Annotated in this window: 19 protein-coding genes, 3 pseudogenes and 2 riboswitches; of the genes and pseudogenes, 5 read left to right on the top strand and 17 right to left on the bottom strand. The window is 30.9% G+C overall.

The genetic code is table 11. The annotated features are described in order from the left end of the window. Window positions 1-319 precede the first annotated feature (319 nt). A complete protein-coding gene (gene xerS / locus RBB48_RS29470; protein WP_306008665.1) occupies window positions 320-1,396 on the top strand; it encodes a tyrosine recombinase XerS in 1,077 nt (358 codons plus the stop codon). 182 nt (window positions 1,397-1,578) lie between these two features. Here the strand turns inward: xerS and RBB48_RS29465 are convergent, their stop codons facing one another. Both RBB48_RS29465 and mgtE read right to left on the bottom strand, forming a co-directional pair. Continuing rightward, window positions 1,579-2,673 (bottom strand): phosphodiester glycosidase family protein, encoded by a 1,095-nt coding sequence (locus tag RBB48_RS29465; protein ID WP_306008664.1) that lies wholly within the window; start codon window positions 2,671-2,673, stop codon window positions 1,579-1,581. A gap of 159 nt (window positions 2,674-2,832) precedes the next feature. Continuing rightward, window positions 2,833-4,161 carry a magnesium transporter gene (mgtE, locus tag RBB48_RS29460; protein WP_306008663.1) on the bottom strand — a complete coding sequence of 443 codons (1,329 nt, stop codon included), beginning with the start codon at window positions 4,159-4,161 and terminating at the stop codon, window positions 2,833-2,835. Between the two features lie 277 nt (window positions 4,162-4,438). After that, a riboswitch (M-box (ykoK) riboswitch) is annotated at window positions 4,439-4,606 on the bottom strand. 477 nt (window positions 4,607-5,083) lie between these two features. Then, window positions 5,084-5,260: riboswitch (M-box (ykoK) riboswitch) on the top strand. Between the two features lie 185 nt (window positions 5,261-5,445). On the opposite strand from mgtE, the gene RBB48_RS29455 reads away from it, so the two are divergent. Next, window positions 5,446-6,564 carry an FtsW/RodA/SpoVE family cell cycle protein gene (locus tag RBB48_RS29455; protein WP_306008662.1) on the top strand — a complete coding sequence of 373 codons (1,119 nt, stop codon included), beginning with the start codon at window positions 5,446-5,448 and terminating at the stop codon, window positions 6,562-6,564. A 253-nt stretch (window positions 6,565-6,817) separates the two neighbouring features. Here the strand turns inward: RBB48_RS29455 and RBB48_RS29450 are convergent, their stop codons facing one another. Further along, on the bottom strand, window positions 6,818-7,855 hold the full coding sequence (locus RBB48_RS29450) for a serine hydrolase domain-containing protein (RefSeq protein ID WP_306008661.1): 1,038 nt from the start codon (window positions 7,853-7,855) through the stop codon (window positions 6,818-6,820). 245 nt (window positions 7,856-8,100) lie between these two features. On the opposite strand from RBB48_RS29450, the pseudogene RBB48_RS29445 reads away from it, so the two are divergent. Then, window positions 8,101-8,340 (top strand): annotated as a pseudogene (locus tag RBB48_RS29445) (FAD-dependent oxidoreductase); the annotation flags it as partial. Window positions 8,341-8,621: 281 nt separating this feature from the next. Here the strand turns inward: RBB48_RS29445 and RBB48_RS29440 are convergent. The 12 genes and pseudogenes from RBB48_RS29440 to RBB48_RS29385 form a co-directional block, all read right to left on the bottom strand. Then, window positions 8,622-9,119 carry a DUF4358 domain-containing protein gene (locus tag RBB48_RS29440; protein ID WP_306008660.1) on the bottom strand — a complete coding sequence of 166 codons (498 nt, stop codon included), beginning with the start codon at window positions 9,117-9,119 and terminating at the stop codon, window positions 8,622-8,624. A 157-nt stretch (window positions 9,120-9,276) separates the two neighbouring features. After that, window positions 9,277-10,416 (bottom strand): DHHW family protein, encoded by a 1,140-nt coding sequence (locus RBB48_RS29435; RefSeq protein ID WP_306008659.1) that lies wholly within the window; start codon window positions 10,414-10,416, stop codon window positions 9,277-9,279. Window positions 10,417-10,468: 52 nt separating this feature from the next. Continuing rightward, complete coding sequence (locus RBB48_RS29430; RefSeq protein WP_306008658.1) at window positions 10,469-11,875, bottom strand: MBOAT family O-acyltransferase; 1,407 nt, start codon at window positions 11,873-11,875, stop codon at window positions 10,469-10,471. 79 nt (window positions 11,876-11,954) lie between these two features. Continuing rightward, window positions 11,955-12,641, bottom strand: a complete 687-nt coding sequence (locus tag RBB48_RS29425) for a GDSL-type esterase/lipase family protein (protein WP_306008657.1) — start codon at window positions 12,639-12,641, stop codon at window positions 11,955-11,957. A gap of 669 nt (window positions 12,642-13,310) precedes the next feature. Beyond that, entirely contained in the window at window positions 13,311-13,637 is a 327-nt protein-coding gene (locus RBB48_RS29420; RefSeq protein ID WP_306008656.1) for a hypothetical protein, read from the bottom strand. 185 nt (window positions 13,638-13,822) lie between these two features. Continuing rightward, window positions 13,823-14,665: a polysaccharide deacetylase family protein gene (locus RBB48_RS29415; protein WP_306008655.1), complete on the bottom strand. Its 843-nt coding sequence runs from the start codon at window positions 14,663-14,665 to the stop codon at window positions 13,823-13,825. A gap of 336 nt (window positions 14,666-15,001) precedes the next feature. After that, a complete protein-coding gene (locus RBB48_RS29410; protein WP_306008654.1) occupies window positions 15,002-15,685 on the bottom strand; it encodes an N-acetylmuramoyl-L-alanine amidase family protein in 684 nt (227 codons plus the stop codon). Window positions 15,686-15,810: 125 nt separating this feature from the next. Beyond that, window positions 15,811-17,595 carry a sensor histidine kinase gene (locus RBB48_RS29405; RefSeq protein WP_306008653.1) on the bottom strand — a complete coding sequence of 595 codons (1,785 nt, stop codon included), beginning with the start codon at window positions 17,593-17,595 and terminating at the stop codon, window positions 15,811-15,813. Continuing rightward, entirely contained in the window at window positions 17,592-18,287 is a 696-nt protein-coding gene (locus RBB48_RS29400) for a response regulator transcription factor (RefSeq protein ID WP_306008652.1), read from the bottom strand. The genes RBB48_RS29405 and RBB48_RS29400 overlap by 4 nt, the downstream gene beginning before the upstream one ends. Window positions 18,288-18,949: 662 nt before the next feature. After that, window positions 18,950-19,666: pseudogene (locus RBB48_RS29395) on the bottom strand (DUF4367 domain-containing protein); the annotation flags it as partial. 305 nt (window positions 19,667-19,971) lie between these two features. After that, window positions 19,972-20,463, bottom strand: coding sequence for a hypothetical protein (locus RBB48_RS29390; protein WP_306008651.1), 492 nt, complete (start codon window positions 20,461-20,463; stop codon window positions 19,972-19,974). Window positions 20,464-20,522: 59 nt separating this feature from the next. Next, entirely contained in the window at window positions 20,523-21,224 is a 702-nt protein-coding gene (locus RBB48_RS29385) for an acetylglutamate kinase (RefSeq protein ID WP_306008650.1), read from the bottom strand. A 377-nt stretch (window positions 21,225-21,601) separates the two neighbouring features. Between RBB48_RS29385 and RBB48_RS29380 the strand changes: the two genes are divergently transcribed. Together RBB48_RS29380 and RBB48_RS29375 are read left to right on the top strand one after the other, a co-directional pair. Continuing rightward, window positions 21,602-21,967 carry a cupin domain-containing protein gene (locus RBB48_RS29380; RefSeq protein ID WP_306008666.1) on the top strand — a complete coding sequence of 122 codons (366 nt, stop codon included), beginning with the start codon at window positions 21,602-21,604 and terminating at the stop codon, window positions 21,965-21,967. Between the two features lie 303 nt (window positions 21,968-22,270). Continuing rightward, window positions 22,271-22,537 carry a hypothetical protein gene (locus RBB48_RS29375; RefSeq protein WP_306008667.1) on the top strand — a complete coding sequence of 89 codons (267 nt, stop codon included), beginning with the start codon at window positions 22,271-22,273 and terminating at the stop codon, window positions 22,535-22,537. On the opposite strand, the gene RBB48_RS29370 is transcribed toward RBB48_RS29375, so the two are convergent. Both RBB48_RS29370 and RBB48_RS29365 read right to left on the bottom strand, forming a co-directional pair. Then, on the bottom strand, window positions 22,527-22,736 hold the full coding sequence (locus tag RBB48_RS29370; RefSeq protein WP_306008649.1) for a hypothetical protein: 210 nt from the start codon (window positions 22,734-22,736) through the stop codon (window positions 22,527-22,529). The two genes, RBB48_RS29375 and RBB48_RS29370, sit on opposite strands and share 11 nt — an antisense overlap. A gap of 178 nt (window positions 22,737-22,914) precedes the next feature. Then, a pseudogene (locus RBB48_RS29365) lies at window positions 22,915-23,243 on the bottom strand (hypothetical protein); the annotation flags it as partial.

Genomic DNA, 23,243 nt, shown 5'->3' with positions numbered 1-23,243 from the left:
TCATAATTATGACTATATAAACCATTTTATATTTTTATAAAGACTTTTAAACTATATTCATGTATGAATTTATATATCAAATTTGTTTTATTTTATATACATTTATATGTAGTTTTTGAGCTAATTTTTATGGTCAAATACAAATTTCTCGCTTAATTATCTATAATTATTACTTGAGTAAATAAATTATTCCATTCACTATTAAGCGTCATTAGCATCCCATAATTTAATTATGTAAATAAGTTTGTGTAAAAATTGAATTTAATGCGAACTTGTGTTCGAGTTTCTTTTCTGTTATAGTATATATGAGGTGATTTTTATGGATTACAGTAAACAACGTCAAAAATCCGTACATCGTAAGAAATTATACGAGAATTTAAATGAAATGCCCTTTTACATAGAAGAATTTGTGGAGTACAAAGAATTGCATGATGCCTCTCCCTCCACCCTACTAAATTATGTATATGATTTTAGAGTCTTCTTTAATTGGCTATTATCTGAACAAATTATTGAATTTAAGCCCATTAAAGACATATCCTTCTCTGATTTGGTGAATTTAAAGAAAAAAGATGTTGAGAACTTTATGAGGTTTCTAAAACTACAACAAAACATGCAGAATTCCTCTGTTAACAGAAAAATTTCGGCCTTAAAGTCTTTATTTAAGTACCTCACCTCCCTATCAGAGAATGAAGATGGAGAATGCTATTTTTATAGAAATGTAATGGCTAAAATTGAAATACATAAAGATAAAGAAACATTAAATGCTCGTGCAAAACGTATGAGATCTAAAATATTCCATAATGATGATGATCAAGAATTTCTGAATTATGTTAAGTACGAACATGAAAAATCTTTAACAAAACATCAGTTATTCTATTTCCTAAGAGATAAGGAGCGTGATGTAGCTATCCTCTCCCTCTTTCTTGGTAGTGGTATTCGTGTAAGTGAATTGGCCGATCTCCGCATGGAAGATATAAACTTAAAGGAAAGACTAATTGATGTAATCCGAAAAGGAAACAAAGAAGATTCCGTTTGGATTACCCCAATTGCATTAAATGATCTTGAAAAATATATGGAGATTAGAGCTAACAAATATGCTCCAGGGAAAGAATTACAAAATGTATTCTTATCGAAGTATAAACATACTGCACAGCCTCTTTCTGTTAGGGCTATCCAAGATATAGTAGAAAAATATACTAAAGCCTTTGGCAAAAAAATGTCTCCTCATAAATTAAGACATACATTGGCAAACAAATTATATATGGAAGAAAAGGATTCATTACAAGTGATGCAGCAACTTGGGCATACCAGTCAAGATACAGCTTTGCTATATACACAACTTGGGGAAACAACTATTAAAGATAGTTTAGGCAGAATAGGAAAGAATAAAGAATAAGGGTTTAGCAATTTTGTATTGCTGAACTCTTATTCTTTTCCCTACCCAAAAACCAAAAGGTTTAAATATTATATATATTTCGCTTGAAATGTAGTTTTATTATATAAAAAATACATAATATAAATTCTACATTAATTGGTTTATAAAAACATTTCATATTTACATTTGCTTCTTTTTACTATTTAATGAGATATAATATTTGTATCAAATTTATCGAATGTTTCGGAATTTACTTTTTCTCCATCTATCGTCATATTTATTTTCTGTTTCGGATTTGCTGTTACCACCCAAGCATTCGGTAAATAACGATCTTCATGTGATAATGTAGAAGGTGAATTTATAACCCTGCCTCCTAAATATAGAGTAGCAGAGGATCCTCCATCCATTGCCATTGCATTTATTGCTCCTTTTTCATATAGAATATCTTGACACTCTTTTAACGTGGCTCCTATGCTATGTGTTTGTCTACCATCTATCACTAGAAACATAATTGTACCATCTTCCTTTTGGGCCATAATACTTCGCGGAGCAGAACCCCAACCACCGTCTCCTTCTGTAATCATTTTTTCACCATTTACAATTAACTGTGGCATAAATCCTGCTGCTGAAACGACTTGTTTATCCAAAAGTTGTCGGGTAGAATAATTTCCTGTTATCATTTGTCCAAACTTTGTTAAACCCGTAATAATTGTAGGGGTATTACTATCCATATTCGTATCAATAGCTTTCCCATTTTCTATTATTATTCCAGTTGCAACATTTCCTCCACCCCTTCCTGTTTCATCAGCAAATCCACTTGCATTCACAGCAACAAGTGCATGATTACGTTTTGCCATTACACTAATTTTTTCTCCCCTGTTAGCGCCCTGTGTTCCTTGATGGCTAACAAGTTTAACATTGAAGGGATTGCTAATGGTAACTAACCTTCCTTCGAAAAGAAAACGACTATCTTTATTACTTTTAATTGTTTCTACATCAATTTCTAATGGCTGATTTTTTAATTCTTCTAATCTTTTTCCTGCTATTTTTTTATAAATATGCTCATCACTGTTTGACCATTTTGGATGATTAATTCTATCTTGCAGTTTATCTAGTTCCTTTAGGGATAGGAATGTATATTTCGCATATTGTGGATGCTGAGAAGTTAGTATACTCCCAGCGATTGTTATACGAAGCTCTCGGCCATAGCTAGTACCAAATAATATTCCTATGCCAATAAGCATGAAAATAGAAAATAGAAGCAAAATTCGTTTGAAGATTTTTCTTAGATGTTTCATAGTTTTATCCTCCGGTATTAATTACATTCAATGAATCCATTAAAAATTTTTTTTAATAAAGACAAAAGTGTTTATTTTCCTCATTCCCGAGTTCCCCACTAAGTCTTAGCAAGCAATGCAAATACTTAATTTACATTGCGTATTTATTTGAGTGTATACTTACAAATTTAATAACGTTTTTGCAACCATGAAATAAATTACTAATCCTGTTCCGTCAACAAATGTGGTAATAAATGGGCCTGAAACAACTGCAGGATCTAATCTTAATTTTCTTAGAATCAAAGGTAAAACAGCTGCAACAAGAGAGGCCCAAATAACAATAAATAATAAAGTGATTGCTACAACTTGTGCAACTTCTGTTCCAACACCTAACATATAAGCACGAGTGAGTCCAGCTACCGCAAGTGCAAGTCCAAGAAGCATACCAATTGCAAATTCCTTTTTCATTACACGGAAAATGTCTTTAAATTTCACCTCTCCAATACCAATTGCACGAGTAATTGTTGCTACAACCTGTGTTCCTGTATTCCCTCCAGTACCTACTAATAATGGAACAAAGAAAGCAAGGGCAACTACAGTTTCAATTTCGTCTTCAAAATACTTTAATACTGTACCTGTATATGCCTCAGCAACAAAAAGAAGTAATAACCATGGTAGTCGTTTTAAGAAAATGCTCCAAATGCTAGCTTCAAAGTAAGATTGATTCAATGGTTCACTTCCGCCTAACTTTTGAATATCTTCTGTAGCTTCTGCTTCCATAACATTCATTACGTCATCAAATGTTATAATACCAATCATTTTATTATTTGCTGTTGTCACAGGTATTGCTGCTAAATTATAATTCAGTAGCTTTTTTACAACTTCTTGCTGGTCAATTTCAGCGTGTACAGAAATTACCTCTTGAATCATGATAGTAGATAATATCTCTTCATCTGTTGCTAGTAATAACTCATGTATGGAAACGATTCCCTTAAGATAACCGTGATTATCAAGAACATAACTATAAGATATTGATTCTACATTTCTAGAATGTTCCCTAATGTACTTCAATGTCATTTTTACTGACCAATTTTCCCTAACTGCAACAAAATCACTTGTTACAAGACTTCCTGCCGTTTCAGGTTTGAAAGTCATCAATTTTTTTACGTTATGTTTTGTGATTTTATCTAGATACGCCATTAATTTAGCTTGTTTTTCCGGATGAACCGCTAGCAGTAAATCTACTAATTCATCAATCGGTTGTAAATTTAGTAACTTTTTAGCTTTGTTTTCAGATAAGCGAATTAGGATATTATATTTTTCTTCTACACTCATATATTGAAGAATTTTAGAGCTTTTTAATACAGGAATCATATTTAGCAATATGACTTGATCTTCAATTGAAAACTGTTTTACTTCTTGCGCGATATCATACGACGGATGACGTAAAACTTTCTCTGCATCCAAATTATTTTGGGTTACAATTAATTCATTTAATAATTTTTTCATGTTAACTCCTCCTCATATTGCTAAGGGAGACTCTAGAGTTTCATGAGTGGTTTTGTTTTATTTTATCTGTCCTAAATTTTTTATTAAAGCAAAAATAGTTACATTGCAATCAATTCATTAGTTAGAATTACCTCCTTTTTGAATATAGACAAGATAAAATAAATAACATTAAACAGAAAAACCTTTACTCAAAGAGGAGTAAAGGTTTTTTACAATACAAATAAATGATTATTAAGACAGCTCTGCCAAAATCACAGAGGTGCCTTGCTATCAAATCGTATACCACTCCCTCGTTGAGTTTTAGCACTGTATAGCATAGGTTTTTATAACCAGCTACATTAAGAAGGGCCTTAATCCGACCGTTCCTGTTGACCCATTGGCGTCTCTCGACATTTTTGGGCAGCAGCGTTTCTCTATACAGGAGCCTCACCTAACAAAGATTATTGAATTACTTCAAAATTTAAACCAGAATTTAATATTTGTCAACTCACTTTCAATTCTATTCTTAAAAACTTTTTTATAGAAAATGAAAATATATTCTATCACAAATTTAAAATTGCACTAAAAAACATAGAATTCATTCGAAGAAACGTTATAAAACATATGGAATTTCGTATATGAAACTTATTGTTTATAATCAATCTTTAACTTTATAGCAGAAGATGAATGATTAGTTATTCTTTACCTCAAGAGAAGATTTTTTAAAAAATCTTCTTTACTATTTATCAAATTTATATGATTAAACTACTTAATCAAACGATACACTACAAGTCGAAAATATAATGATTACATACATTTTCTCAAATCATTTCTCAAAGGAGTATATAGCGATAAAACATATAAAATTAGCAATACGGTTACTTGACAAGAGAAAAATATATATTTATGCTTGCTACACGAAACAAATACATAAAATTTATATTGCTTAACCTGTTAGGTGAGGCTCCTATGCGAACACAGGCTATTGCCCAAAAATGTCGAAAGACGCCAATGGGTAGAACAGGAATTGTCGGATTAAGGCTCTTCTTAAGATAGCTAAGTGATGAATTTTCATTACTTTACGTTGTATAGTGCCAAAGCTCTACTAGGGGGAAAAAGCCTTATTTAGTCATGCCATTTTGAATCCCCCTAGTTATATACTAGGGGGATTTTTGCGTAAGAAAACAGGGTGTAAGCGATAGAATCTGCCTAAACATAAATCCTGTTAAGTAATTGACGAGAAAAAGGTTTAATGGATTAGCAAATGTAATATTATGTTTTGTTTTAAATTAGGAGGATATTAAAATGAAAAAAATATTAAAACTCGATTATCTATTGCTCCTCCCTCTACTCATAACATGTACCTTAGGTATTATCATGATGTATAGTGCGAGTTCCATTGTCGCTGTCCAGCATTACGGTTATAACAGTAGACACTTTATTGATTCTCAATTAACAAAGCTAATTTTAGGAACAATAGGGTTAATAGTTTGTGCCATACTCCCATATGAAATATGGAAAAAACGAATAGTCTCTATTTGTATTATGGTTGGGGGGATTTTTTTATTAATTATGGTTTTATGGAAAGGAAAAGTGGTAAATAATGCTCAATCATGGATCTTTGGAATACAGCCAGCTGAATTTCTTAAATTAGGAATAATACTCGTAACAGCCCGTTTTTTTGCATTACGACAAGAACAAGCTAAAAATAGCTGGAGTGGTAGCGGAAAACTTTTCTTGTTTTTAGCTACAATTTTTTTTCTTATCTTTAAACAACCAAATTTAGGATCAGCACTTTTAATAATAGGTATAGGTTTTAGCATATTTTTTTGCTCAGGAATAAATATAAATCTACTAATCAAAAGAACTACCATCGGTTCTATTTTTGGATTACCTATTTCATATTTTTTAATTCAATATAGTTTGTCAGAAGTTCAAAAGACACGTATTACTACGATTTTCAATCCCTTTGTTGATGCACAAGGAAATGGATACCAGCTTGTAAATTCTTTTATTGCCATTGGCTCTGGAGGAATTATTGGTCGTGGATTTGGAAATAGCATACAAAAAACAGGTTATCTTCCAGAACCACATACTGATTTTATAATGGCAATAGTTTCTGAAGAACTAGGATTTATTGGTGTATTTATTCTATTGGCTGGTGTTTTGACTATAGTACTTCGCTCTTTAAAAATCGCACAATTATGTGTAGATCCATTCGGCAGTTTTATAGCAATTGGTATAGGGTGTATGATTGGTATGCAATCCGTTGTAAATTTAGGTGGTATTACAGGACTATTTCCTCTTACGGGTACTCCATTTCCGTTTATAAGTTTTGGTGGAAGTTCTTTAATGGTCAAGTTAATAGCAATAGGAATATTGCTTAATATTTCAATTTTCAATAAAATTAAGTTTGATAATTAGAATATTTAGTTTTAAAATGTAACATTAATTTTATAATTATTTTTTAAAAATTATAAAATTCCATCCTATTAATTAATCTATATTCAAAGAATTTCTAATTAATTTTTTACTGTATGAATGCTAATATTTATATTTATTTCAATCCTAAAAAGGCAAGCATAAATTTATGCTTGCCTTCCGTTCTCAAAATTGATTACACCTAAAACAACGTGGGGTAAAGCAAATTTAAATACTGACTTCTACCCTCTATTTTTTACTTTTCTAAAACAATTTCTGCTATTTCATTAGCATATTTTTTAGAATCAAATCCATCATAGTTACTTAGGACTACAACAGACAAATATTCTTGTGGAAACCGCATGAAGTGTGAACGATAACCCGCCCAACTTCCTGAATGTTCCAAGTACCGACAGTTAAAACCTTCAGCAAGCCTTAGTCCAAAAGCATAATCTTCATTGTCAATAATCGTCTGCCCAGTTGGGGAAATTTTCGGACCTATTTCGCTCATTCTTTTAACAAGTTCTTTTCCACCAACGGTACCTGTAGTTAAATTTTCTCCCCACTTTATCAGGTCTTCAACTGTTGCATGAACTGCCCCATCCCCTGTATGTTCCCAAGGACTTTCATAGACCATATATGCTCCTTGTTCATTCTTTGAATACCCTCTAGCAATTGATATAGTAGTTGGGTAGCAATCCACAATTGTTGTGTCTTTCATATATAAAGGATCAAAAATACGATCCTTTGTAAACTGACGTAGAGACTTGCCGCTTACCTTCTCTACCACTTGTGATAATAAAAAATATCCTGTATTGCTATACTCAAATTTTGTACCAGCTGCGAACCTTGCCATTTGATGACCATTAAGGTGGTTTAGCGATTCTTCCACAGTTAATGTATCAGTAAATTTAATAGTTGCTGTTTCAGCCAATTCCATATAATCAACTAGTCCACCAGTATGATGAATTAGATGTCTTAATGTTACATGTTCAGCATATGTTCCTATAAAAGGGATAAACCTCACAAGCGAATCATCTAAACTCAATCTTCTCTCTTGTTCTAAGAGTAATATAGAAAATGCTGTGAATTGTTTAGAAACTGAGGCAATGTTAAAAATGTTCTTTGTGGTTATAGGTAAATTTTCCTCTATAGAAGCTAAGCCAACCGCACCTTTATAAGTTACCCCGCTATCAAAACTAGCAATATATGCACAGCCAGGAGCTTTTGGTGAAAACTTGTTAAATAATTGTTTAATCAATGTATGTGTCTTTTCATTATATGAATTAACCATCTCAATCTCGTACCCCTTCCATTAAATAATTAAAAATAGATTACCTTATTATCTTTCTAATATTGAATCCAATTAACCTTCGTATCGAATGTTTGATATAGGGAATATCTCAAATTACCCCCACTTTAGTTACTGGGGAAACTAAAGTGGGGTATAATTATATCTGTACAATAGATATCGTTTACAAATCCATTGTGCAAAATCTTGTCTTAGCTCTTAATTACGTAAAAAAATGAAGGCATGACATGGAAATTTATTATGATGTAGCGGTAGTTGGCGGTGGTCCGGTTGGACTTATGACAGCATGTGAATTAGCTATTCAAGGTGTAAAAGTTGTGGTTTTAGTGAGAAGATTAAATCGGATAAGAAATTCTAGAGCACTCACACTTCACCCCCGCTCCTTAGAATTAATGGCTATGAGAGGTATTGAAAATCGCTTTTTATCTAGAGGGAAGAAATTAGATACAAGCCATTTTGTCCCTTTAGGTGTCGCTGCAATAAGCTTCCAATTTGTAAAACGTTTACTTGGTCTTCCTCTTTGTTTATCAACTTCTTCAACTGAATTATTAATTGTATTGTTGTTCATCGATTTTCCCCCGTATACTTAGCTTTATGGTGATGGGGGCCTGCCAACTAAATAACAAAAAACTCACGATATTACATTTTACAGAAAATAAAAATTCAATTTTCCTGTTTTAAAAAAAAGCTGATTTCCTTACCGCATGAAAGGATCAGCTTTTAGCCTAGTTATTGATTTAGAGACTGACTACTTAAAATTTTCATCAAATGTTTTCTCAACTTTATCAGCATCTTTTGATATCGCTAAAAGGATATAATTATCTTTTGTTTTTAAGACACGTTTTTCTATTAAGAAATATTCGTCTGGAAGATAATCTTTAAAGCTTTTTGATTTTTTTTCAATTCTATTTGAAATTTTCTCTTTAATGTTTTCTACATTTTTCATATCTTTTACTTTCATTACAGCAATTTCATCAGCTTTGATATTTGTAGGGGCAGTATATAACACAAAGCTTTCGACTTCATCAGTATTTATGTTATATAGTTTTTGAAGCTTTTTACTATCCCCTTCCTTCATTTCTGCTAGATTAGTAACATGTTTAATGTTCTCTCCTATTTCTGTAGCTGAAAGGCTATTAACGTTATCTTTTTTTCCGAAACAGCCACTTAAAGATCCTAATGTAATCGTACAAACTATAATAGTAATAACGAATTTTATATTAAAAAGTTTCAACAAATTTATCATTAGTTTAAATTCTCCTTTTACTTAGTTTTTAAATATTTAATTTGAACAAGGATTCTAACGCTTTATGTTTAATGAATACAGCCATAAACATAAACTAATTAAAGATGGGGATAATGCACTTTATAGAAAGGGCATTATCCGAATATAATAAATCCATTTATTCAGATAGATTATTAATAGACGCATCTTCAAAGAAGGTATTTCCATTATAAAGCACTAACATATCATTAATTTTATTTTTCTGTACCAACATGTTTAGGCTATCTGTATAGTATCTAAGGTCGACTATGTGAATTTCACTAAAATGCGCTAGTAAAAAAGGCAGTAAAGAATTTGCATAAGAATCTTTGACAACTAATAATTTTTTTCCGTTCGTATTATCTGTTTTTATTTTTATTAATGGATGATTTCCATTGAAAAATACAGTATATTTATCTTTTTTCTTGATATTCTCCATTTCATAAAGAGAAGTTGTAGTTTTATTTTCATCAATATACTCTACTTTATATTTGTTAGCTTTCTTTGGTTTATATAACTCAATACTATCGGAATCTATATTTCTAAAGCCTGCTTTTGAATATAGGGATCCATAAAAGCTATTTGTAATTTGTTTAATGTTGAATGAACCATTTTCATTGGGAGTAAAACCCATGTTTTTACCCAGTTCTTGATAAGCATAATATGCACCTTTAGTGGTCCAATGATGATCGGTTTTATAATATATATATTCATCCTTTTTAGAACTCAATACAGGATATACATCAATAAAGTTTACATCCTTATCTAATGATTTTTTCACTTTATTAATATACGTAAGCTCATCACTATGAGAGGCATAATTTGGGAGTTTATTTTCTAAAATACTCATTGCTGTAGGTACTAACATGACCTGCATTTTCACATTAGGATTTGCAATATGAAAATCATTTATTGCTTCTATTTTGCTTTTTACATCTTGTTCTTCAGGCTTACTAAACTTTTGAAGTAAAAAACCATCTTTACCGATATACACACCATTATTCTCTTTCTTTCCTAGTTTGTGGTCCATATCAGATTTCACGTTTATCCAAAAGTCCCTGAATGCAAACTGATCAGATATATATTTTTCGTAGTTAGAAGTGAACTTTTTTTCTATAAGATCTTGGAAAGAGAACGCTGGAAACTGTTCTAGCTTTCTATTCTCTTCATCTGAAAATGTTTTATTAGGAGTTAGTACATTTAGACTGAACATTCCCCCTATAAAGAGTGTCAATAATCCTGCCATTGTTTGTTTGTATACTTTTTCATACCGATTCAAGTAACTCACCTCTTTCAAACTAAATACGATATTTTTGCTCTACAAACTACCATTAAAACCTAAAATATAAGAATGGATTATAAGTGTCATTTACTAAATACGCAGTTGAAAGAACTGCTAGTATCACATAAAAAACTGGAATACCAATAGCACCTGGTAGCTCCAACTTTTCTCTAATATATCCAAACGCTCTTTTTGGGAATGGTGTTGAACAAATTGTTAGGACAATAAATAACATAAAATTAGTTGTTACATAATATAGTGTTTTATTATCCAAGAAAACGGATTGATTAAAACCAAACATTGTTCCTATGAAATCTATTGCTACTGATAAGTTTTCAAATTCAAAAAATACCCATCCAATTAAAACAATGATAAGTGTATACACATGTCCGATAAAACTCATTCTATTTTTAAGCCATTTTAAAAGAAATAGCTTTTCCAGTGTTACAAATAATCCAAAATACAATCCCCAAACAATAAAATTCCAGTTCGCTCCATGCCACAATCCTGTTAAGAACCAAACTATAAGCAAATTTCTAAGTTGTTTGAGTAATCCAGTCCGATTTCCGCCGAGAGGAATATATACATACTCTCTAAACCATGAGCCTAATGATATGTGCCACCTACGCCAAAATTCGGTTACACTTTTTGATATATAGGGATAGTTAAAGTTCTCTGGGAAATCAAACCCAAACATTTTACCTAACCCTTGAGCCATAGCTGAATATCCTCTAAAATCAAAATAAATTTGAAAGGCGAAAGCAATAATTCCTATCCATGCCGTAAGGATTGTAAGTTCTGATATAGAAGTTGCTTTTACACTCGTCCAAAGAAGTCCTATATTATTAGCTAAAAGTACTTTTAATGCAAGTCCTCTAATAAATAATTCCATTCCTTCACCAAAACGATCTAATGTTACTTTTCTTTCTTGTAATTGTTTGTCAATATCACTGTATTTTACAATAGGGCCTGCAACAAGTTGAGGGAACATCGTAACATAAGTACCAAAAGAAATAATGTTTTTTTGTGCCTGTACTTTCCCTAGATAAACATCAATTACATAAGACATCGTTTGGAAAGTATAAAAAGAAATTCCTACTGGAAGTGGCAGGGTCTCAACCTGAATATTTAAGTTAAAAATTGTATTGATATTATCAACCACGAAACCATAATATTTGAAGAAAGCAAGTATTCCTAAATTTACTATTATGGAGTTAATAAATATCGCTTTTGTAATACCCTTTCGGTCTCTATATTTATCTATAAGCACGCCATTGAAATAGTCAAATATGGTAGAGAATATCATAATGACTATATACACCGGTTCACCCCATGCATAAAAAATGAGACTGACGATAAACAATATGAAATTCCGAAGAATTTTAGGTGATACATAATAAATAATCAGTGCTAATGGTAAAAACATGAAAAGAAAAATTAAACTACTAAACACCATTGTTCTTTCACTTCCTACAATTGTTTTTCTTAAAGAATTACTTTCCTAACATAAGGACTGTAATTCTTTAAGATAGGTATTACTTAACAGAACCTTTTAATTGTTCAAGTAATAGCTTGTAATAATCAACTTTAAAATGAACACCATCTTGATCATGTAAATTTTTATTATTTTCAAAGATCGAAGATAAATCAATGTACTCTACATTCTCAGCTTTTGCTAACTCCTTAAGTTTCACGTTATATTCATTAATATTTTTATATCTCGGTTCTTTCTGTACTCCCTCATCTGTAACTGGTGTAACAGATAAAAGGTGTATTTTTACGTTTGGAAGTTTCTCTCTTATTTTTTGTATTAATTTAGAATAATTATCTGTTGAAAACTTAATTGGATTCTCGATAGGTTTACCTTCAAGATCCATAGGAAGCAATAGATCATTACTTCCAAAATTCATGAAAATATGTTCGGGTTTTCTTTTTACTACATTTTCGACTTCATCTAGAGCAAACATTGTAGCTCCACCTGCTGATCCTAAAACATTTTTTTCATCTAAAATTTCATAATGAGATATAGCTTCTATCATAGAGTCACCAAAGAATAAACTATCTTTAAAAGTAGATTTATACTTACTGTCTTTCGATTCTTTTTCATGTAAAGTACCTTGACTAGATTCAGTTGATTTCTTTGTACCCCCTCCATCTACACAGGCTGCAGCTGACAAAGCAATAGTCCCCGTAAGTAAACAAACACATACTTTTTTAAACATTTTTATCTTCCTCTCACGAAATTATTTTTTAACCGATGTTTATATAACAATGTTTTTTGAATTATTTATGAACATCTGTCGTTTACAAAATATAGATTAATCGTTAGACGTAAAGATAAGATGCAGATTATATAGATATAATTTAAAGAATCAGCAGTTTAAAAATTAATTATTAACTAAATGCATAAGAAGAATAGCTAGACACTTGCATTTTTAAAATTATGTATAAGACAATTCTGTTTATAATGAGTGCAGTGGTTTGCTAATAAGCAATTTCAAAATAGTAAATGCGAGTCAAGAAAAAAAGGAAGTGACCTATTGCAACGAGCAACTGTTCACTTCCTTTTTTATCTCTATATAAAAATTATACCCATTAAAAGAATTCATTTGATAATAAAAACATGTTCTTCCTTCGTCAGGCAATTCTCGATAAAAAAGCTAATTTCCTGTACGCTAAGGAAATTAGCTTTTAGATTATTTATCGACTTATAAAGAACAAGAAATTGTTCAATAAAATGTAGTACCATGTGTAGCTTTTATATTTCAGAAAAAATTATTCTTACTAAGATGTCGATAATTTTATGAATACAGTTAAACTTTCTATATATTTCTACAAGCAGAATAAAGTATTTTTCATTAAGTGGATAGGTTACTTATGAGTAGTAAATATTAATCAATATTAGAACTAATTACCTTATAATTATTTTCTTTTGCAACATCTACAATTACATGAAACTTCTTTTGTTCATTATTAAGCACACTTCCTTCTACCCAAACTTTATAGCCTATTTCTCCGACTATCCCCACTTCAGTAATAACAACATCTAATTGCTTTTCCTTTTGAAAATATTCAATCACAGTTTCTTTTGCCTCTTTTTGAGTTTGTGGAAATTCTTTTTCACTTAACGGATCCTTAGTGGTTAATGTGATATAAGAGAAAAACCCAATAATAAATATAGCGATAATAGAAAATCCAGCTACTAAAAATTTTTTCATTCTTACCTATCTTTTTATAATTAAATACATCATATAACCGATCATTTATTGTTAAGTCAACATTCTATCTATTTTGTAAGTCCCTATGCTTACCAATAGAGAAAGATTAGCTATTATTTAGTCTAATACAAGATAGCAGCTTTTTTACTAAGAAAAGCTACTATCTAAAAATCCCTATGCGTATGTTATAGACGTTGATCTTTCTGGAAGTTTAGACGAAAATGATCTGCATCATTATATACACCAAATTCATACCCTTGCTCTTTATAAAATTTAATAATTTCAGGAAGAGCTTGCAATGTTTGTGGTTTTTCATGCATTAAAACAACTTCTACATCTTCTGTTGTCTGTTTTTTTACATTTTCTATAATTTGATTTGGATTACCTTTTAATTCCCAATCATGAGAATCAATCGTCCAATCCCAAACTTTTATTCCTGCTTCTACTATTTGATTACGGCTTTCTTCACTCTTTAATCCTGGTGCAGATCCATATGGTGGACGAACTAACTTAGGAGTTGTACCTGTAATATCATGGATAAGAGCTAATGTTTCTTTCATCTCTGGTACAAATTGTCCTTTTTTGTATAACTTATCACTATTATGTGTCATACTATGTGCACCAATATAATGTCCTTCTTTTACTGCTCGTTTTATATTTTCCTGAAAACTTGTATTTTGTAAATTGCTACCTTGCATAAAAAATGTCGAAGCAACATTTTGCTCCTTTAGTACATCTAAAAATTTCCCCGTTAATTCGCTAGGACCGTCATCAAATGTTAAATAAACAACTTTTCCTACCGGTTTTCCATCAGGTCTTTTTTGTTTTGCCGGGGATGTTTCATTTTTCTTTTCTTGTTGTTGCGTATTTGCTTGTTTCATACTTTCATTAGCTACTCCCTTTGCCGGGGCAGAGTTCCATTTTCCAATTAAAAAGAACATGATAAAGGTCGTTGCTAAAACAACTCCTAGAGATAGTATTCCTTTAACTAGTACACTTGTTTTTTTCTTATTCTGTGTTTTTTTCATTATTTTTTGATCCTTTCCATATTGATTTTTATATTCGTTATTTATAAAACTGAGATTTTACTCGACTGAATCATTCGTATCAGTCGGTGTTTACAATACATAGATTAATAGAAACAGATAAAGATAAAGTGCAGATAATGTCGAAATCAGTTAAAGAATGCTATGTTGTATTCACTCTTTAGAAATATATCTGTCACTCTAATACATGTAAGTTAATTCCTAAATTTAAAAAATAGATTTATGTCGAAAAACAGTCTTAAATATACCAAAATAAAAAATACTATTCTTCCTAATTAAGATTTAGGAAGAATAGTATCTTTCAATTTGTCCATTTTACTAGATAGTAAAATAAGTAATAATACCATCCACAATACCCTTTTTCGATTTTGCTTGGAATTCTTCTGAATTCATTCTTTTTTCATCACTTTCATTAGACGTAAATCCTAATTCAATTAAGATAGCTGGTGAAGAATTTTCTCGTAAGACAAGAAAATCACTTTTACGAATTCCTCTATCCCGAGTATCTATATTTTGATCAAAAATAGCTTCTTGTACAATCTTAGCTAACTTTTTATCTTTTCTTTTATTAGCTCCGTAATGAGTTGTTATTCCTTTTACATTTGTATCCTCAAAAGCATCATGATGAATGCTGATATAAAGATCCGCTGAATGGTCTTTAGCTACTTTGACACGTGTTTGTAGTTCTTCCTTTTGCTTCGTTTCTGGAAGTAAGCTTGTATCTTTTTCGCGTGTTAGTATCACTTTTGCATCGGTTCTTTCCTCTAATTCTTTTTTTATATTTTGCGCTACCTTTAAATTAAGATCTTTTTCAATCGTTCCAAGGCTTTTTCCTTTCGTTCCTCTATCTCCTCCACCATGCCCCGGATCAATTACAATTGTTTTTCCTTTTAAGCGTAAATCTTCTTTTGATACATTTTTTTGTCCTTTAGCATGTATTAAACCAAATCCTGTACCCATGATTAGTATAATAAATAATAGCAATATTGCTCTCTTCTTCATTTTAACAATCTCCTTATCAACTTTTTATTCAGTTTCTAATGAAGATATTAATGAATGCTCATAAAGATAAGATGCAGATAATGTCGATTTTGTTTAAAAATGAAAAAACGTGTAGAACAAAAATTCTACACGTTTTTATTTAAGTAGAAGAAAAATAATACTCCATCTTCTGTATTCAAAACACCATATTCTACGTCATGCAGCTCTAATATATTCTTTGAAATAGCAAGCCCCAATCCTGTGCCACCTTTAGAACGTTGTCGAGACGTATCTCCTCGATAAAAACGGTCCCATATTTTTTCTAAGTGTTCTGGCACGATATGAGCCCCTTTATTTTCTATACATACTTTTACACGTTCATTCTCTTCTATTGTAGAAATAATAATATTTTCCTGTTCTGGTGTGTAACGAATCGCATTTGTAATAAAATTAGTTATAACTTGTTCTATTCGATGTGGATTTGCAACTACCTCAATTTTAGAAAGTTGTTTATGCACATGTAATTGCTTAGCTTTTATATCCGAAACTAATTGCTCACATATATAATCAATCATCTCATCGATATGGAAAACACCCATTTCCATTTTATACGTACCAGACTCAAATTTTGCTAACTCCAGCATATCAATAATGAGCATATCCATTTTATCTACTTCTTTTGACATTGCTTTAAAGTAATAATCCTTTTTATTACTAGCAACACCATCCTCCAAAATGGAAATACAACTTTTCATAATACTTAAAGGTGTTTTTAACTCATGTGAAACACCTGCGATAAATTCTTTACGGGTATTTTCTAATTGCTTTTCTTTCTCTATATCTTGCTGCAATTGATTAATATACGAATGCAACGCTTTAGAAAGTTTATTAATATTTTGTGATAAATCACCTATTTCATCCTTTGTAGTAATAGGTATCGTCTCAGAGAAATCTAAACCAGCGATTTTTCTTGTAGTATCATTTATTTGTAATAGTGGTTTGGCGATTTTTTTTGAGTAATAGAACGATATCAAAACGATTAAAATCAATACAAAGATAATTAAATATATATAATAATCCTTTATCATTTGTACAGCTTCATCAACTGGCTGCAATGATGTCATAGCAAATATGTAATTTGTCTTACCCTTTGCATCTTTTGTTGGTTTGACTAATAATTTATATTTAATATCATTTTCTTCATAATCCATTATTTCTGTAGAAGTAATATTATTTGGTTTTTGATTTAATATTAAATCAGTCTGAAATTGTTTTATTCTATTTATAAGCACACGATTTCCATAAATAGAGTTAGTTCCTACAGTCCCCTCCGGTAACTGCACGTTCTTAATGATTCCTGCTAAATATAACTGTGAACTTTCTTTTGAAGATGCGGCTTTTGGCCCATACAACCTTTCTGACAGTTGCTTGTTCTCTAGCCCTACATTCTGCTCTTTTATTGTTAACATCGCAGGGATTACTGCATCACCTTCCCGCACTCCATCGATAATAATATGATTTCCTTTCTCTAAGCCAGCTTGTAACCTTTCTATATCTTCTAAATTGACTAAACTATACAATGGAATACTAATTACCTTATTAGAAAAAAGCTTGTTTCGAGAGGGATCTAATTGAATGTCTAAAGAAAAATCATTTGCATATTTTATATTGCCTGCACTGTCTAGCGTTGTAATCCATGTCGCATTCTCTTGATAGAAATTTTGTTCCAATTCTTGAATTGCTTTCGCGTCATCTCCAGCTTTTACATATGCTTTTTCAAAGGATTGAATATTTGTTTTAATATCATTAACTTTTCGATTTGCGTAGTATTGCTTAAAAAATATGGTTTGTCCAATAAAAATAGTTACCAAAATAAGTGTGCATAATGCCGTTGTTAATATAAATAACTTTAGTACAATTCCTTTTTTCATACCTGTCCCTCAAATTTATAGCCAGTTCTAACCACAGTTACAATACAAGCTGCTTTTTGTCCTAATTTCTGACGCAGATTACGGATATGACTATTCACAGTACGATCATCCCCAACGAATTCATAACCCCAAATTTTAGTGATTAGTTGTTCTCTCGTAATCACAATCCCTTGATTTTGCATTAAATACGTTAATATTTCAAATTCTGTATGTGTCATACTTATGTTTTCCCCATCTACGGTTACTTTACGGGAAGGGAAATGTACATGGATACCACTACTCGTTAATGTGTCTTCAGTAGATACATTAGCTGCATTATTAGTAGTAGAATATCTACTTTCAATTAATCTTTTTGCTCTTGCTAATAAAATAGGAGGACTATATGGTTTTGTAACATAATCATCCGCTCCCAGTTCAAATCCTAGTAAGGTATCATCCTCATCCACCCGAGCCGTTAGCATAATAATCGGTACATTAGATTTCTTCCGAATTCGTCGACAGACCGACCAACCATCTAATTCTGGTAACATAATATCTAGAATAATCAAATGTACTTCATGCTCTTCAAATATAGATAATGCTTCTTTCCCATCGGTCGCCTCTAAGACGTTATACCCCTCGTTTAATAAGTAATCCTTCATAATTTCACGTAAAATATCTTCATCTTCTACTATTAAAATTGTTCTTTGCATATTTTATCTTCCCCACGATTAATTTTAGTATTATGAAAAAATAGTTCATTTTATATATTAACCAATTAGAACTTTTTCACTATTTCCGTCATTGTTAAATGTAACATAATTATATAAAGATAATATCATACTAATATAAAGATAAAATGCAGAAATACCCTTGAAATTTCATATATGTTTTATCACCATCTAATGCAATTGAAAAAATAATGTTAAAAGACCAAAAATATCTATTTTAGTATCACTGTTTAAAAAGTATCAACTTTCTTGTCTCACAGTTAAAAAGTTTAGACTTTCATGTCCTTTTGATAAGACATGAAAGTCTAAATTTTATTTTTTATAATGTCGATTTATCAACATTTATTTTGGGAATTTTAGTTTAGAGATTTACGTCTTTGTACAACAAAGACATCAAAATGGATACTTTTTAGATAAGAAAGTAGATACTTCTATTCCTATCATTGTTTTAGGACAAGAAGGTGTGTACTTTTTTATAAAGGAGTTTCTTCAGTTATATATAACTACGTGTATCATTATCATGATTTTCAATATCTGTATTACTAATCTAATATGCATAAGAAAAGAGGATATATGCTCGTATATTGAACATAATACCCTCTTCTTAGTTTAGTCCATTTAAACTGAATTCTGAGACTCTATTTTTATTTTAGAAAAGACAGCATAATTTTCTCTGTTTCTTCTTTACTTAAATCACCTGCAAGAATTATGACTTGATAAGCGCTATTCTTTCCTTTTGCAGGAACAATCATTTGCATTACTTTATAGGTTTCCTCTGTATCAAGACTTTCAACTAAGGTTATTTTTGTACCTTCTAATTCATAATTTTTTACCTTTTCATTATAATCCACTCTTTTATTTGAGAATTCTATTCCCTCATCAGTAACTGCAGATTGGTGCACAATATATACATTATCTTTACTTTGATTTTGATATTCATAAATAAAATCGGGATTCATTTTTCCAGTAGTCTTCGGTGTTGTAACACCTTCTCCAGTTAATTTAAACCCTTTTACCACATAATTTGGAGCATTAATTGGAAAATCAACATATTTCTGTGCTTCCTTTTTAGTTAATCTAAATTCCGAAGTAATTTTCTGTCTAAATGGTCCAATTTCTTCACTGTTTTTCTGATATTTTTTTTGTTCTTCTGAATCTAACTTTTCAGGACTTCCTACTAACTTTACTTTTTTACCCAAAGTGTATGCTTCTGTTTCTAAATCAATAAATCGTTCAAATTCTTCTTTTGTAAACAGATTTCGTGCCAAACCAACTTCTTTAAGTAAAGTATTATACTCTCCCTCTGAAACAAAAAATTCTGCATCTGCCCGTTCTTTTGTACCAATCATTTTTTCTACAATTTACTGTAATGGTCTAGCATTTTTTCTAAAAATGAAGTAGTATCGTCTCTTTCGATATAACATGAAAGTGAGACCTCATTCCAAATAATTTTTACACCATCTGTAGTAATAAAAAACAATCCTCCCAAGCCAAAAGGATATTTAAATGTGTTACTTTCCTTATTAAATCCACTTATTTCTTCAATTGTAACTATGACCTCTTTTTGTATAATTTTGGTTATATCTGTTAGAGCTTTTCATAGTCCATGCAGCGATTAATAAGAAAATAATAGCTGTGACGATACTTGAAAATAAGAGAACAGTTGCTACTTTACAGGATGACTACAGATTCGTCGATTCATGATAACCCAAGTGACTGTAAACAATATCATTAATAATATTATGATGATATATAATCCGGTTTGAGGTATCATAATACTAATCATTATACCCATTAATCCCCCCATAGCTCCTGCTACAATGCCATTTAATATGATAATCATATCTTGAAATGGAAAACTAATAATACCACCGATAAAAACACCAATCAGGAGTCCTAAAATATAGGCCATACTTAGGTTGTGACTCATAATGAATCCAATAACTACACAAACTGTCATTGTAGAAATCATTCCTAAGGACATCGGAAGTGGATGAACAATTATACTAGATTGTTCATTCACTTTGAACAGACGATTTCGTTGCTTCCAGAGTATAAAAGTAATATGACAAATGAGAAGCACACAAATAAATAAGATAACAATAGCAAAGATCCACGATATACCTACAGTGTTCATATGATTCATTTCATGTCTCAATTACATTTCCCCCTCTCTCTTGGTATTTCAGGCAATATCTTGGGGATCCTGTCTCCCTTTTAAATATATCTGTAAAACATTTGCGGGAATTGCTTTACAATTGCAATCGTTATTGTGTCCGCCATTTGTAAAGCTTCTGCTTCAATTTTATCAAATACAGTAATACTAGATTTAAAATCACCTTGGAGCATAAGTACTGCTTCCGTTTTAGTGAGTGCTAGATGTTCGAAAAACATTTTTTGGAATTCCTCTCTTGAAATAAAAGGATTTATTCTATTTAGAAATTGGGAAACTTCTGCTCCATTTATATACCACTTTCTCTCAGTAGCCGTTGCAACCTCTTGATTACCAGTTTTTGCAGCTTTGACAAGTTCCGCAGCAATTACTAGGTGATCCCTTATTAAGTTGTTGTACATTGTTGCTATTTCATTTCCATAATAAGGTGTTAGTAAATCCCCCATATCTACAGCATTGCGAAGTAGACGAGCAGTAACAACGTCTATATCTGGTAAACCAAAAGCTATGCTAATGATTGTCATCCTAGTCCAATACACATGTTGTTCCCAAACTGAACGCATAGAATTACTTAAATTAACTTTCTGTTGAGTATAAACAAGATTGCCTCCCCCATGACATTGATTTTTATGGTCACACCTACAATTTTCTCCACACTGACAATAGGGATTTAAACAAGCTGGATTGGAACAATTACGTTGATAATCAGGATAACTATTGAAATATCCTTGTTCATTTTGCCACATCTTTCAGCCCCCCCTAAAAACTTTAATTCCCATAAAATTTAGGTGTTTATAATCTCCATCATATGGGGTCCCGCCAACATAACGCGAATTTCGTACGTTAAGGAATTATTAGATGTCTTTTTTGATATGAACCATCATAATGTGGCTTTAAAACAAAGTTTGATAATTTATAAAAAAGTCTGATCGTTTAAAATAAAGATTGATAATATGTGAAAAAGTTTGATCAAAATCCTTTGTTGATGTGCAGAATTTTTTCTTATTCAGCAATCGGACCATTTTGTGGAAGATCAGCAGAAACCTTTAAGATCTTAATCAAAATAGTAATTAATCTATCGAAGTTGTAAAATAAGGATAAGAATAGTTCTGGGGGGATTTATATCAATTATAATGCTATTAATCTAAGCGAGAAACTGTCCAAATTCAGTGAACACTGGTCGCCCAAAGTCATTGGTGAAATGAATGACTATCAGTTTAAGTTAGTTAAGATTATGGGGGATTTTGTATGGCATGAGCATAAAGACACCGATGAGGTATTCATCGTGATAGACGGCGAGCTGTCCATCGCATTCCGCGATGGACAGGTCAAACTTTCCAAAGGAGAAATGTATGTGATACCAAAAGGTGTGGAGCATAAGCCTTATGCTGAAAAGGAATGCCATATAATGCTGGTAGAGCTTAAAGGTGTAGTCAACACTGGTGAAACTAACTCCAAACTAACTGCTGAAAATAATATATGGATTTAAATCAATAATTCAGTTACTTTCTTTGGAGCAACATATAAAAGGAAGTTACATATTTTCCGCAATCGGGCGCTTTAATTGAGTAAGGTTCACAAAAATTATCAAACTTTTCTATTCGCTCTTTTATCAAGGTTTATTAAGTTAATTTAATCAAACTTGATTCAAAAGCTACACATAATACGATATCGATTAATAAAATAGATTATATAAATAATTTATTATACTTCCATGTACCCTAGCTGATATAATGTATAAGGCAATTATTGGTTAATTAAAGGTACATATATATTAGGAGGTACATAAGTCATGATAGATATAATCACGTCATTCTTTTTACTAGTTATATATTCTATTCGTTATCTATTTTCAACAGGCGAAAATAGGAAACAAGCAAAAGCAGATCTAAAAGAATTTTGGGCTGATACTGACGCAAATAAATTTTTAACTAAGAATAAAAGTATTAGAGAAAACAAGATATTAAATAATATACAAGGATCTCGCCATTTCTGTTGGATGGTGAGTTTTTTAATGTACAAGAGAAAAGACACCCAAAGGTACCTTTCTACTCTGTAACAAATTTAAATACATAGTACATAAAAAATAAACAAGATAGATATGCTAATCTGCCAGCAATCGATTCTTTCATAAATTTCATAAGTATCACTTTGACAATCAATCCTAAGAATAACGGTATAAACAGTACCATAGCGAGTTTGATTGCGATGTCATTTATAGTTGAGTTAAACGGTTCAAAATTAATGATGATATTCACTTACCTTCTTTTTAATCTTATTATTTATATAATACATTTTTGATTTTTTGTCCACAATAAAAAAGACACCCAAAGGTGCCTTCCTCCGACTTGAACCATCTTAATTTTAATAATATAGTGCTAAGTCTAAAAACTATGGGGATTTTTCCTGTGGGATTTGTAAGTAGTTTTTACGAAATTATGAGTGTTTTTTATTTTGTATCTCAATAAGTTCATCTGGTATCATTTTTGTATAATATTCTTTTTCGGTTAGTTCAAATATAAATAACGCTTTTTTCCAGTTATAAACAACCTCTTCTACATTATGTTGTTTAATCTTTAATAAATTCTGACCTTTTAAGTAGAATAGTTCACCTAATAGGTATAAAGTATTTAGATTAATTGCTAATTTGATGCCCTTATCAAGATATTTTATTGCCTCTTCATGTTGATATGTGAAGTCCAAAGATTTTGCTAAATTTAACATGATTTTTAATTTAATTTTTTTATCTCTAGGAAAATCTAACT

It is taken from the genome of Bacillus sp. MMSF_3353 (assembly GCF_030733445.1).
GTDB lineage: Bacteria > Bacillota > Bacilli > Bacillales > Bacillaceae_G > Bacillus_A > Bacillus_A wiedmannii.
This window is presented reverse-complemented; position numbering and strand designations above follow the sequence as displayed.